The organism is Paenibacillus gallinarum (assembly GCF_014836635.1).
Classification (GTDB): domain Bacteria; phylum Bacillota; class Bacilli; order Paenibacillales; family Paenibacillaceae; genus Paenibacillus; species Paenibacillus gallinarum.
Window position 1 is genome coordinate 151,225 of the sequence record NZ_JACSQL010000002.1, and the last position, 12,518, is coordinate 163,742.

The following is a 12,518-nucleotide window of genomic DNA, read 5'->3' on the forward strand; positions in this document are numbered from 1 at the left end:
GAAATTGAGGTGAACATGTTGTTTAAAAGGCTAATACCAAAACTCCAGGTGGAAACCGTGTTTGATATTGATTTGGAAGCACTATATGAACGTGGATATCGCGGAATTATTACAGATCTTGATAACACACTTGTGGGAGCCAAGGCACCTGAAGCAACCCCGGAACTCATCGCTTGGTTTGAGAAGGTGAGAGATGCTGGGTTTAAACTGGTCATTGTTTCCAACAACAAGTTGACTCGGGTGTCTACATTTGCTACTCCCTTAAAGATTGAGTATGTACATGAGGCACGTAAACCCTCGAACACCCCGTTTCGCAAAGCGATGAAAATGATGGAATTAACAGAAGAGCAAACGATTGTAGTCGGAGATCAGATGCTTACGGATGTGTTTGGAGGAAACAGACTAGGACTTTATACGGTTCTGGTGCTGCCTATTGCAATTGCAGACGAAGGGATTATGACGAAGTTTAACAGACGGATCGAACGTATTGCGTTATCCCGTCTACGCAGGAAAGGCCTATGGCTTGAGGAGGAAAAGAAAAAATGAATCATATGCATGACGGCACAAAAGGAAGATGTAGCGGATGCGGTATTCTACTGCAGACAGAACAACCTGAGCTGCCGGGATATACACCCACTAAAGCGCTGGATCGCGATCCTGTTATTTGCCAGCGTTGTTTTCGTATTAAAAATTATAGCGAGGCATCTTCCGTTACGGTGGATCAGGATGAATTCTTGGCTCTGCTCAGTAAAATCGGAGATAAAGATGCACTCGTTATTCATATTGTCGATTTGTTCGATTTCGAAGGCAGTATGATTTCTGCACTGCAGCGTTTTGTCGGAAACAATCCGGTATTGCTTGCGGTAAACAAAACGGACTTGCTTCCTAAAGTAACGAATTGGAATAAAGTTCGCAACTGGGTTCAGATGCAAGCAAAAGCACAAGGGCTCAGAACCGTAGATATTGTGTTGTGCAGTGCTAAACAAAACCAAGGTTTCGATAGACTCCTTGAATCCGTTAACGAACATCGTGGAGATCGTGATGTATATGTCGTTGGTGCGACGAATGTTGGAAAATCAACACTCATTAACCGATTGATTCGCGATTACAGTGATCTAGACCAGGAACTTACAACTTCAAGATATCCAGGGACTACGCTGGATATGGTCCATATTCCTCTTGATGATGGAGCATCTATCATTGATACGCCAGGTATCGTGTATCCATGGCGTTATAGCGAGATTGTATCGCGCAAAGACTTATCTGCAATTATGCCGGATAAGCCGCTTAAACCAGCTGTCTATCAGCTGAACAGCGGACAAACTCTGTTCTTTGGCGGACTGGCACGATTTGATTTTATCGAAGGAGAGCGTCAGTCTTTCACTTGTTATATCAACAACGCAATTAAGATCCACCGGACCAAACTGGAGCGTGCAGATGAACTTTATAAAGATCATGCAGGCGAGCTATTGTCCCCTCCATCTCGCGAGGATATGGAAGATATTCCAGAATGGACACGTCATGATTTCCGCATTAAAAAAGGAAGTCGAAATGATGTCTTCATATCCGGTCTTGGCTGGATTAAAGTGAATGGACAGGAAGGAGCTCTCGTTGCAGTACATGCACCGCGCGGAGTTCGTGTTATGGTTCGTCCTTCCTTAATTTAATTTGATTGGCTCTATCTGAACATGGGAGTTCATAGGGGGAGACAGGATGTCAAACAAAGTACAAGGACTTAAGCCTAGTGGGTATACACTCCTTGGGGTGATGGGTGACCCGATTGCACACAGTAAGTCTCCGGCTATGCATCAAGCAGCACTTTATGAAACAGGTTTGCATGGGGATTATGTCCCCTTGCATGTGAAACCGGAGGGCCTTGATGCAGCTGTTAAAGGAATAAAGTCAATGGGATTTCGCGGCGTAAACGTGACGATTCCCCATAAAGTAGAGATCATGTCTTATATGGATGAGCTGGATGACAGTGCGAAGCTTACAGGCGCGGTCAATACCGTGATTCATGAAGAGGGCAGGTTGATCGGATATAACACAGATGGAGCTGGTTATGTCAGATCACTCAAAGAAGAAGCCGTCTCTTCACTGGAGGGGAAACATATTGTCGTGATTGGTGCTGGCGGTGCTGCCCGGGGAATTGTGTATGCACTGCTTCTGGAAAACCCGGGTTCGATCATCATCCTTAATCGAACCATTGAACGTGCCGAGATGATGGCTACCGATTTCAAAGCGATGGGCCATGTCCAAGGACTACCTATATCGGAGGCACATCAAGCACTTTTACATGCAGATATTGTAATTAATACCACTTCGGTAGGGATGCATCCTAACCTGCATGAAACTCCTATCGATCCAGACGCTTTGCCAGAAGGGATTGTAGTAAGCGATCTTATATACAATCCGCTGGAGACAAAGCTGCTTTCCATAGCAAAAGAAAAGAAATGTATCATTCACGGTGGACTTGGTATGTTTGTATACCAAGGGGCAATTGCTTTTGAACATTGGTTTGGTATTCCTGCACCTGTTCACGCCATGAGAAAAGCAGTACTAGAAAGTTTTTAATTATGATAGTCTGTATTCCTCATATTCTGTCATACGAATGGACAAACATAAGAGGAATGCAGATTCCAACAGAAAATGCATATTATAAGGGGTTAATACAATGTTAACGGGTAAACAAAAAAGATTTTTACGTTCACAGGCACATCACTTGGATCCTGTCTTCCAAATTGGTAAAGGCGGTACAAATGAACACCTGTTCCGTCATATTGAAGAAGCAATTGAAAAACGCGAACTCATGAAAATTTCCATCTTGAGCAATAACCTGGATGATAAAAAAGAAGTAGCAGCTGAACTGGCAGAGCGTACAGGTAGCGAACTTGTTCAAATTCTTGGAAATACAATTACTCTATATAAAGAGTCTCGCGATAACAAGCAGATTGAATTGCCACGAAAATAAACAAAGTATTGATTATGTGATGTAAAAGGAGTAGGCCGTATGAAGGTAGGTATCATGGGCGGTACGTTCGACCCTATTCATATGGGGCATTTGCTTGCAGCAGAGACGGTAAAGGATGCTTATAAGCTTGATGAGGTGTGGTTTATGCCTTCTCATATTCCACCGCATAAACAAGCAGCAGGCGCATCAGGCGAGCAAAGGCTGGATATGACCAGACTTGCGACGGAGGGTTATCAAGATTATTCAACGCTTGATATTGAAGTCGTTCGCGGAGGTGTATCCTACACCATCGATACGATCCAGCTCCTGCATAAAGAATATCCGAATACTGATTTTTATTTTATTATTGGTGCGGATATGGTGAATTATTTGCCGAAATGGGAGCGGATTGAAGAACTTGTCCAGCAGATTACCTTTATCGGTGTAGGTCGACCTGGATTTGATCTGCATTTGGATGATCTTCCGGAATTTTTGCAAAGCCGTGTGCTTCTTGCAGAGATGCCACTGGTTGAAATTTCTTCAACTGCGATCAGAAGACGCCTAGCAGGCGGCAAATCGGTGCGGTTCATGGTACCTGACTCGGTCCTTACGTATATTACAAGGAGCGGATTATATGAGTCTGAATCGAGATGAATTAATAAAAGCCGTCTCCGAGCAGATGCCTCCTCAGCGCTGGAAACATACAGAAGGTGTCATGCAAACAGCGGTAGTGCTTGCTGAACGATTCGGAGCAGATCCGGTCAAAGCGGATCTTGCTGCTATTTTGCATGATGTAGCGAAGTACTGGCCTGTCAAAGAGATGGAAAAGATCATTCGGGAGAATAACTTGAATCAAGATCTTCTTCTTCATGATAAACAGTTGTGGCATTCAGAAGTAGGTGCATTTGTAGCGGAACATGACTATAAAGTGACAGATCCTGAAGTTCTGAGCGCAATTAAATGGCATACTTCCGGACGTGTAGGAATGAGTCTTCTAGATAAAGTAGTGTGTCTTGCGGATTATATGGAGCCGGGACGAGATTTTCCTGGAGTGGACCGGATACGGGAACTTGCAGAGCATAGCCTCGAAGAGGCTCTTTTGGCCGGATTCGATGGTACAATTACACATCTTGTTTCTCAGAGAAAAGTCATCTATCCTTTAACCATTTTTACTCGTAATGATTTAATCGAGCAAATCAAGCTAATGGGTAAATCCAATACATTCAAAATCGGAGGTTGATTCATGAGTATTTCATCCAAAGAATTACTTCAGATTGCAGTAGAGGCAGCAGATGATAAAAAAGCGATGAACATTGTAGCCCTTGATCTTCAAGGGGTTTCTCTTGTTGCTGATTATTTTGTTATTTGTCACGGGAATTCAGATACACAGGTACAAGCCATCGCTACAGAAATCCGTAAACGGGTGCAAGAATCGGGAGTCCAGATAAAAGGACTTGAAGGAATGAATTCTGCACGCTGGGTATTGATGGATCTTGGCGATGTGGTGGTACACGTGTTCCACCGCGATGAGCGGGAATATTATAATATTGAAAGACTTTGGTCAGATGCCAAAGTGGTGAATAAAGTATGAGTTTAGTAGCAGGAACGGTAGTTACACTCCCGGTATCCCGGGAAGTATCCCCGTATGGATATTTTTTATCAACAGGCAGTGAAGATGTATTGCTGCACTATTCAGAGCTGACGCGAGATATTAAAGTCGGAGAAGAAGTGGAAGTTTTTCTATTTTTCGATACCGATGATCGTCCAGCAGCAACAATGAAAAAACCTTACCTCACCTTGGGAGAAATGGCGAAGCTGGTAGTAGCTGACGTACATCCAAGACTGGGTTGTTTTCTTGAAATGGGACTTGGACGCCAGCTGTTGTTGCCGATTCGCGAGCTTCCCGAAATGAGGGAACTTCATCCGCAAGTTGGAGATGAGGTCTTTGTCATTATGGAGCATGACCGGCAAGGACGCCTGCGCGCAAAACTTGCAGGGGAAAGAGAACTTGATCCTTTGACGTTCCATGCACCGACGACCTGGATGAATGAATGGGTAGAAGCAACGGTGTATAAACCGCTACAGATGGGTACTTTTGTGCTTGTAGACGGCGGGGTATTAGGTTTTGGTGCAATTGGGATGATTCACTCTTCCGAGCGAACTCGTATGCTGAGACTTGGAGAGAAAGTAAGCGTTCGTGTAACCCTTGTTCGTGAGGATGGAAGAGTTAACCTTTCTATGACTCAACGTAAGGAAATCGGACGTAATGAAGACGCTGACCGTATCCTTGAATTTATTAAGGAACGACCAAACGGGGCAATGCCTTATTCTGACCAAACACCGCCGGATATTATAAAAAGCAAATTCGGAATCAGTAAGTCTGCTTTCAAGCGTGCCATGGGCAAGCTTATGAAAGATGGCCTCGTGACTCAGGATGAAAACTGGACGTATCTTGTTAAAAAAGAAGAAGCGTCTGAAGAATAACAAAGCAACCTTATGTTGTAATGGAGTGAACGAGCCCTTTAAGGGCTCTTTGCTTTTCATGAAAGGATGTTTAATCTTTCATGATTCGAGAGAAGCGAAGCGTAGTGTCCAATCATGATAGGTTTTGTCTTTAAAGAAGTTCATGATTGGAGAGAAGCGAAGCGTAGCGTCTAAATCATGATAGGTTTTGTCTTTAAAGAAGTACATGATTGGAGAGAAGCGAAGCATAGTGTCCAAATCATGCTGTTTATTTCTTTGACTCACAAGTTCCTGCCAGTAAAGCTGCAGGAACTCACCCAGTTGCCCCTCTAAACTTAGGGGCAACCATATTTTTGAAAGCAAAGTGGAAGTAAAGTAGGAGGCGGAAGTGGATGGAATGGTTCTATCGAAGCGAAGCGGGCGCCTTTGTTATCGGATTTCTACCTTGGCTGGTTTTATACAATCTGGAAATCCGAAAACAACAGCGCTCGTAAGAACCATCCATCCACTGGAGCCATAAAGCAGGAATCGCGCGAACAGCAGAATCCTGCCCACACTTTCACTTTATTTTCAACCTTATTGTTAACATCAAGTTTTCTCAGGAGGTGTTCCCTATGTCCTATCGCAAATTTGCTTACGTATATGATGAACTGATGGAAGACATGCCTTACCCCGAATGGATTCGATTTGCTAGAATTGCTTGGGAGAAGCATGGAATACCTGTAAGTGTTGTTGAACTCGGCTGTGGTACCGGTTCTCTGACGATTCCTTTAGTTAAATCAGGATTTGAAGTAACGGGAATTGATCTTTCCGCTGATATGCTGTCCGTAGCACGGCAAAAGCTTGAAGAAACTCCGCAAGGTAATCGTTTCTTTCGTGAAGGAACGATCCGCTGGATTCACCAGGATATGCGTTACTGGGAACTGCCGGAACCCGTTGATACCGTAATTTCTTTCTGTGACAGTATTAATTATTTGCTAAAAGAAGAGGATATTATCCGCACGTTCCGCCAAACGTATCAAGGACTCAAGCCAGGTGGCACGTTCCTGTTTGATGTACATCATCCGAGCACTTTTATTCGTTATGAGGAAGAGCAGCCTTTTGTGTTAGATGAAAAATCGATTTCATATATCTGGACTTGTGATTTAGATCGTTCCAGTTATGAAATTGAACACCATTTAAGCATTTTTACGCGGGCAGAGGGAAGCGGACCCGATGTATATCACCGTTTTGAAGAAGTTCATAATCAGAGAGCATATGATCCGGAATGGATGAAACGACAACTGTTTGAAGCAGGTTTCCATGATGTGAATATTTATGGGGATTTTGAATGGGAACCAGCGAATGAGAATACATCACGTTTATTTTTTGTAGCCGTTAAAAAGTAGATTACAAAGCATCTTTTCTTGATTCCAAGAGAAAGGTGCTTTTTTTTGACCATAATTCAATTATATGGGAACTATACATAGAACCGAGAAACCATTTGGGATATAATGGATAGAAAATGTAGATAAAAGGCAGGTGTTCAGTAAATGAGATTTAGTGAATATGCTTATGAACGGCCGGATGTGGCGCGATTTGAAGAGACGTTTAATGGGCTGCTCGCCACGTTCCGCGAAGCAAAAAATGCAGATGAACAGGATGTAGCCATGGCGGCGATTAACAAACTCCGCGGGGCTTTATCCACACAGGAAACACTGGTGTCGATTCGTCATTCCGTAGATACTAACGATGAATTTTATAAGGCAGAGCAGGATTTTTTCGATGAAACATCGCCTGTTTTCCAGAAGTATACGACTGAATTTTACGAGGCGCTTGTTAGTTCCCCTTTTAGAGCCGAGTTGGAGAAGAAATACGGTGAACAGTTATTTCAGATCGCAGAACTTACGATCAAAACATTCAGTCCGGACATTATCAGTGACTTGCAACAAGAGAATAAACTGACTACCGAATACTCGAAGCTGATTGCTTCGGCTAAGATTTTTTTTGAAGGGGAAGAACGTACCTTATCGCAGCTTGCTCCTTTCATGCGGTCTACAGATCGAAACATGCGTAAACGTGCGGAAGAAGCACGAACTGCTTTTTTGAGTGAACATGAAGAGCAGCTCGACCGGATTTACGATGAACTGGTGAAGGTAAGAACCAAGATGGCGAAGAAACTCGGATTTCCGAGCTTTGTTGAGATGGGTTATGCCCGAATGAATCGAACGGACTATAATGCTGATATGGTGGCGAACTTTCGTAAACAAGTACTAGAGGAAATTGTTCCGATAGCTACGAAACTGAAAGAGCGTCAACGCCAGCGTGTCGGGGTTGATGAGCTTTACTATTACGATGAGAATATCGTATTCCCATCAGGGAATGCAGCGCCCAAGGGAGATCCGGAATGGATCGTACAAAATGGCAAAAAAATGTACGACGAACTAGCCCCGGAAATGAGCGAGTTTTTCAATTACATGCTGGATCACGAGCTGATGGATCTAGTAAGTAAGAAAGGGAAAGAAAGCGGCGGTTACTGTACCTTTATTTATGATTACAAGTCGCCTTTTATTTTCTCCAATTTCAATGGGACTTCGGATGATATTGATGTCCTTACGCACGAGGCTGGTCACGCTTTTCAGGTGTACCAAAGCCGAAATTATGAAGTGCCTGAATATTTATGTCCTACATATGAAGCGGCTGAAATTCATTCCATGAGTATGGAGTTCTTTACCTGGCCGTGGATGAATCTATTTTTTGAAAATGAAGTGGAAAAGTATAAATTTGATCATTTGTCGAGTGCTCTTCTATTTATTCCTTATGGTGTTTCAGTGGATGAGTTCCAACATTATGTTTATAGTAATCCAGAAGCAACTCCGGCTCAGCGAGAACAGGCTTGGCGTGAGATTGAGCGTAGATATCTGCCGCATCGTAATTACGAGAGCAATCACTATTTCGATCAAGGCGGATTCTGGCAAAAACAAGCTCACATTTACAAATCTCCATTCTATTATATCGATTACACATTGGCTCAAATCTGTGCGTTCCAGTTCTGGAAGCAGTCCAGAGAGGATTATCAAGCAGCTTGGACAAACTATTTGCACTTGTGCAAATTAGGAGGAAGTTTATCCTTTACTAAACTGGTGGAAGAGGCAGGTCTTATTTCTCCGTTTAAAGACGGGTGTGTAACTTCTGTAATTACGAGTATTGAAGAATATCTTAATTCTATAGATGACAAAGTTCTATAAAATAAGAGAATCAGCAGATTCCTTTTACAAGTGATTATTTTCTGCTTAATAACAAAAGGGATGACAGGGGTTTACAGCGTTATTTGACTTTATCTGTTACTGTCTTGTATAATGATTGCGATTAAACTTAAAATGTTTTCGATGAAGAGGAATAGTAATAGAACCTATGCATAACAGAGAGCCAGCGGGTGGTGCAAGCTGGTTGCCATGGTTATATGAACTCGCCTTGGAGATATGAGGTCAGGCTATATTTATAGGGTAAGCCTCATCGGTTCACCACCGTTACAGGGTGCTTAAGGGAGTGGACAGCGAAGCACGTATGTCCGCTAACTAGGGTGGTACCACGGGAATCTAACCTCTCGTCCCTAGCGATGACACGCTATGGGATGCGGAGGTTTTTTTGTTGGTCCGTGATACGTTTTGGCATGGTATGACATGCTCAAGGCGTAATCCGGTTCTAACGTTTTATATGACGAGGAGGATGGACAGTGAGTCAGAAAGAACAGCCGAAGCACGGCTATCAACCGCAATCCATTGAGCCGAAATGGCAACAATATTGGGATGCTAACAAAACATTTAAAACAGGGGAAGAGGCAGACAAACCGAAGTTTTATGCCCTTGATATGTTCCCTTATCCTTCAGGAGCAGGTCTCCATGTAGGACATCCAGAAGGATATACAGCGACTGATATCGTATCACGCTACAAAAGAATGCGCGGGTATAACGTTCTTCATCCGATGGGTTGGGATGCTTTTGGACTTCCGGCAGAACAGCATGCGATTGATACAGGAGAACATCCTCGTGATATAACGGTGAAGAATGTAAATAACTTCCGCCGTCAGATTAAATCACTTGGATTTTCATATGACTGGGATCGTGAGATCAGCACGACAGATCCTGACTACTATAAGTGGACACAGTGGATCTTTATCCAGCTGTACAAACGTGGTCTTGCATATGTATCTGAAGTTCCGGTGAACTGGTGTGAAGAGCTTGGAACGGTTCTTGCAAACGAAGAAGTAATTGATGGGAAAAGTGAGCGTGGAGGCTTCCCTGTCGTACGTAAACCAATGCGTCAATGGGTACTGAAAATCACCGAATACGCAGACCGTCTCCTTGATGATCTGGATGAACTGGACTGGGCAGAGAGCATTAAAGATATGCAGCGTAACTGGATCGGACGCTCCAAAGGTGCGGAAGTGACTTTTGAGCTGGAAGGACATGAAGAACAGCTGAAAGTATTTACGACACGCCCAGACACTTTGTTCGGTGCAACTTATGCAGTTCTTGCTCCTGAACACGAACTGGTGGAGAAGATCACGAAACCGGAGCAACAGGCAGCGGTGAAAGCATATCAAGATCAAGCGGCACGTAAGACTGACCTTGAGCGTACGGATCTTGCGAAAGAAAAAACAGGTGTATTCACTGGTGCGTATGCGATTAATCCGATCAGTGGTGCAAAAGTGCCGGTATGGATTGCGGATTATGTTCTTGCTGGTTACGGAACAGGTGCGATTATGGCAGTGCCTGCTCATGATTCACGTGACTGGGAATTTGCAAAACAATTTGGACTTGAAATCATCGAAGTGGTATCGGGTGGAGATGTGGAAAAAGAAGCCTACACTGGTGATGGCCCACACGTAAATTCCGGTATGCTGGATGGACTTGAGAATGAAGAAGCCATTGCTAAAGCAATCGCATGGCTTGAAGAGAATGGTAAAGGCGAAGGAAAAGTAACGTATAGACTTCGTGACTGGCTCTTTAGCCGTCAGCGTTATTGGGGTGAGCCTATTCCAATTCTGCATCTGGAAGACGGTACGATGAAAACTGTACCTGAAAGTGAACTTCCGCTTGTGCTTCCAGAGATGGATGAGATCAAGCCGTCTGGTACGGGAGAATCTCCGCTTGCTAATGCAACGGACTGGGTGAACACAATCGATCCAGAAACAGGAATGAAGGCGCGCCGTGAGACCAATACCATGCCACAATGGGCTGGAAGCTGTTGGTACTACCTGCGCTTTATTGATCCGCACAATGATAAAGAACTTGTATCCAAAGAGAAACAACGTGAATGGCTGCCAGTTGATCTGTATATTGGCGGGGCAGAACATGCGGTACTTCACTTGCTCTATGCACGTTTCTGGCATAAAGTTCTGTATGATCTAGGTATCGTTGATACCAAAGAACCATTCCATAAACTCGTAAACCAAGGAATGATTCTTGGAACCAATAATGAGAAAATGAGTAAGTCCCGCGGCAACGTAATTAATCCAGATGAGATTGTGGAGAAATACGGTGCAGATACACTGCGGATTTACGAAATGTTTATGGGGCCGCTTGAGGCAACCAAACCTTGGAACGAGAATGGCGTAGAAGGAGCTTATCGTTTCCTAGCACGTGTGTGGCGTTTGTTTATTAATGAAGATGGTACGCTTAATGAGAAAATTGGCGATGGCGGAGATGACGAATTCAAACGCACATGGCACAAAACAATTAAGAAAGTTACCGATGATCTCGAGCATTTGCGCTTTAACACAGCGATCAGTCAGCTGATGATCTTCATCAATGATGCTTACAAAGCAGACCGTCTGCCGCGCGAAGCAATGGAGAACTTTGTACAACTGCTTGCTCCTCTTGCTCCGCATATCGCAGAAGAGTTGTGGTCGCGTCTTGGTCACGAAGATAGCATCAGCTATGTATCCTGGCCGCAGTATGATGAGTCACTTACCGTTGATGCAGAAGTAGAAATTGTAATTCAAATTAACGGTAAAATCGTACAGCGCGCAAGCGTTGCAGCTGATCTTGATGCAAAAGGTCTTGAAGCGTTCAGCTTAGAGATTCCTGCGATCAAGGAAGCACTAGAAGGCAAAACCATCCGTAAGGTGATTGCAGTACCAGGCAAACTGGTTAATATTGTTGCCGGTTAATCTCACCTGCACCAAATTCAGCATCTAGCGCTTCTAGGTCTTTTTCGTACTTCGCGTGCGTGACCTGGATGAGCTGATCAAATACACCCGCGAGGCTTGAATCAAGCAGGTTCAAGGCTTTGGCGGTTATACCGCCGGGTACGGCAACACGTTCTTGGAGCTGTGACGGAGTCACAGCTCCTTCTGCTAGTAATTTACCTGTACCAAGCAGCATTTCACTCGCAAGACGAGTAGCTTCATCTGAAGTGATTCCCGTCTTGCGTACTGCTGCGTCAATCCATTGTTCCAGAAAAAAGGCAACAAAGGCAGGTCCGCAGCTGCTAAAATCAGAACTAATTCGAGTATAGGTTTCTTCTACGCGAATCGGTCTGCTGATGTAGCTGAATAGCATTTCAACCCGTTTTTTGTCTTCATCATTCATTCGATTTCCATGAATACATAAGGAAGCACCGCTGCCGGTTAAGTGAGTAATACTCGGAATGATTTTCGTGATTTTACATGGCAAAACGGATTCCAAGTGTCTAATTTGAACAGGACTCGTAATCGAGATAATGATCTGATCAGGAGTAACGACAGGTTTAATATATTCGATGACTTCTTTAAATTCATGCGGTTTGATACAAAGAAATACAATGTTGCTTCTTTCGACGGTTTCACGATTTGTTTCTGCTGGATAAAGACCTGGATGCAGAGAAGCTAGGCTTACGACTTTTCCACGGGTTCGATTACTTGCAGTAATTTGATACGCGTCAAGTGCTCCGGAAGCAAGGAAGGCGTTAATGAGTAAACTTCCCATGCTGCCGGTTCCTATAAATCCGACCTTCAACATCTTGAGGTTCCCCCTTTCTTGCTTTACGGTACTGGCGCGGGTACGTTCTTCTTAATGTATGCATCAAGACTTGGACGACATGACGATAAGTTTTACGTGAGTATGATAATCGTTTGGGAGGT

The 12,518-nt window shown here is 43.8% G+C and carries 13 protein-coding genes, 1 pseudogene and 1 other annotated feature; of the genes and pseudogenes, 13 read left to right on the forward strand and 1 reads right to left on the reverse strand.

Going from position 1 to position 12,518, the window contains the following annotated elements:
• The first annotated feature begins 18 nt into the window (after positions 1 to 18).
• The 13 genes from H9647_RS05610 (at position 19) to leuS (ending at position 11,567) form a co-directional block, all read left to right on the forward strand.
• The gene (locus H9647_RS05610; protein ID WP_191799429.1) at positions 19 to 546 is read left to right on the forward strand and encodes a YqeG family HAD IIIA-type phosphatase; all 528 of its coding nucleotides are present in this window, start codon (positions 19 to 21) and stop codon (positions 544 to 546) included.
• Positions 543 to 1,667 carry a ribosome biogenesis GTPase YqeH gene (gene yqeH / locus H9647_RS05615; protein ID WP_191798787.1) on the forward strand — a complete coding sequence of 375 codons (1,125 nt, stop codon included), beginning with the start codon at positions 543 to 545 and terminating at the stop codon, positions 1,665 to 1,667. Before H9647_RS05610 ends, yqeH begins: the two co-directional genes overlap by 4 nt.
• A gap of 46 nt (positions 1,668 to 1,713) precedes the next feature.
• Complete coding sequence (aroE, locus tag H9647_RS05620; protein ID WP_191798788.1) at positions 1,714 to 2,574, forward strand: shikimate dehydrogenase; 861 nt, start codon at positions 1,714 to 1,716, stop codon at positions 2,572 to 2,574.
• 100 nt (positions 2,575 to 2,674) lie between these two features.
• The gene (gene yhbY / locus H9647_RS05625; RefSeq protein ID WP_191798789.1) at positions 2,675 to 2,971 is read left to right on the forward strand and encodes a ribosome assembly RNA-binding protein YhbY; all 297 of its coding nucleotides are present in this window, start codon (positions 2,675 to 2,677) and stop codon (positions 2,969 to 2,971) included.
• Between the two features lie 39 nt (positions 2,972 to 3,010).
• Positions 3,011 to 3,604, forward strand: a complete 594-nt coding sequence (locus H9647_RS05630; protein ID WP_191798790.1) for a nicotinate-nucleotide adenylyltransferase — start codon at positions 3,011 to 3,013, stop codon at positions 3,602 to 3,604.
• The gene (gene yqeK, locus H9647_RS05635) at positions 3,585 to 4,190 is read left to right on the forward strand and encodes a bis(5'-nucleosyl)-tetraphosphatase (symmetrical) YqeK (RefSeq protein WP_191798791.1); all 606 of its coding nucleotides are present in this window, start codon (positions 3,585 to 3,587) and stop codon (positions 4,188 to 4,190) included. The genes H9647_RS05630 and yqeK overlap by 20 nt, the downstream gene beginning before the upstream one ends.
• Before the next feature lie 3 nt (positions 4,191 to 4,193).
• Entirely contained in the window at positions 4,194 to 4,541 is a 348-nt protein-coding gene (gene rsfS / locus H9647_RS05640; RefSeq protein ID WP_191798792.1) for a ribosome silencing factor, read from the forward strand.
• Positions 4,538 to 5,434 (forward strand): CvfB family protein, encoded by an 897-nt coding sequence (locus tag H9647_RS05645; RefSeq protein WP_191798793.1) that lies wholly within the window; start codon positions 4,538 to 4,540, stop codon positions 5,432 to 5,434. The genes rsfS and H9647_RS05645 overlap by 4 nt, the downstream gene beginning before the upstream one ends.
• Positions 5,435 to 5,611: 177 nt before the next feature.
• A complete protein-coding gene (locus H9647_RS25950; protein WP_263621310.1) occupies positions 5,612 to 5,746 on the forward strand; it encodes a hypothetical protein in 135 nt (44 codons plus the stop codon).
• A gap of 55 nt (positions 5,747 to 5,801) precedes the next feature.
• Complete coding sequence (locus tag H9647_RS25955; protein WP_263621311.1) at positions 5,802 to 5,933, forward strand: hypothetical protein; 132 nt, start codon at positions 5,802 to 5,804, stop codon at positions 5,931 to 5,933.
• A gap of 94 nt (positions 5,934 to 6,027) precedes the next feature.
• Positions 6,028 to 6,801: a class I SAM-dependent DNA methyltransferase gene (locus tag H9647_RS05650; RefSeq protein ID WP_191798794.1), complete on the forward strand. Its 774-nt coding sequence runs from the start codon at positions 6,028 to 6,030 to the stop codon at positions 6,799 to 6,801.
• Between the two features lie 144 nt (positions 6,802 to 6,945).
• The gene (locus tag H9647_RS05655; RefSeq protein ID WP_191798795.1) at positions 6,946 to 8,640 is read left to right on the forward strand and encodes a M3 family oligoendopeptidase; all 1,695 of its coding nucleotides are present in this window, start codon (positions 6,946 to 6,948) and stop codon (positions 8,638 to 8,640) included.
• A gap of 132 nt (positions 8,641 to 8,772) precedes the next feature.
• Positions 8,773 to 9,010 (forward strand) — a binding site (T-box leader).
• Between the two features lie 118 nt (positions 9,011 to 9,128).
• On the forward strand, positions 9,129 to 11,567 hold the full coding sequence (gene leuS / locus H9647_RS05660; protein ID WP_191798796.1) for a leucine--tRNA ligase: 2,439 nt from the start codon (positions 9,129 to 9,131) through the stop codon (positions 11,565 to 11,567).
• On the opposite strand, the pseudogene comER reads toward leuS, so the two are convergent.
• Positions 11,548 to 12,411 (reverse strand): annotated as a pseudogene (comER, locus tag H9647_RS05665) (late competence protein ComER); the annotation flags it as partial. The gene leuS and the pseudogene comER overlap by 20 nt on opposite strands.
• Positions 12,412 to 12,518: the final 107 nt, after the last annotated feature.

Bases quoted from the DNA above. Each gene is read 5' to 3' on its own strand.
- yqeH (WP_191798787.1), top strand. From the start codon at position 543: ATGAATCATATGCATGACGGCACAAAAGGAAGATGTAGCGGATGCGGT.
- aroE (WP_191798788.1), top strand. From the start codon at position 1,714: ATGTCAAACAAAGTACAAGGACTTAAGCCTAGTGGGTATACACTCCTT.
- yhbY (WP_191798789.1), top strand. From the start codon at position 2,675: ATGTTAACGGGTAAACAAAAAAGATTTTTACGTTCACAGGCACATCAC.
- H9647_RS05630 (WP_191798790.1), top strand. From the start codon at position 3,011: ATGAAGGTAGGTATCATGGGCGGTACGTTCGACCCTATTCATATGGGG.
- yqeK (WP_191798791.1), top strand. From the start codon at position 3,585: ATGAGTCTGAATCGAGATGAATTAATAAAAGCCGTCTCCGAGCAGATG.
- rsfS (WP_191798792.1), top strand. From the start codon at position 4,194: ATGAGTATTTCATCCAAAGAATTACTTCAGATTGCAGTAGAGGCAGCA.
- H9647_RS05645 (WP_191798793.1), top strand. From the start codon at position 4,538: ATGAGTTTAGTAGCAGGAACGGTAGTTACACTCCCGGTATCCCGGGAA.
- H9647_RS25950 (WP_263621310.1), top strand. From the start codon at position 5,612: ATGATAGGTTTTGTCTTTAAAGAAGTACATGATTGGAGAGAAGCGAAG.
- H9647_RS05650 (WP_191798794.1), top strand. From the start codon at position 6,028: ATGTCCTATCGCAAATTTGCTTACGTATATGATGAACTGATGGAAGAC.
- H9647_RS05655 (WP_191798795.1), top strand. From the start codon at position 6,946: ATGAGATTTAGTGAATATGCTTATGAACGGCCGGATGTGGCGCGATTT.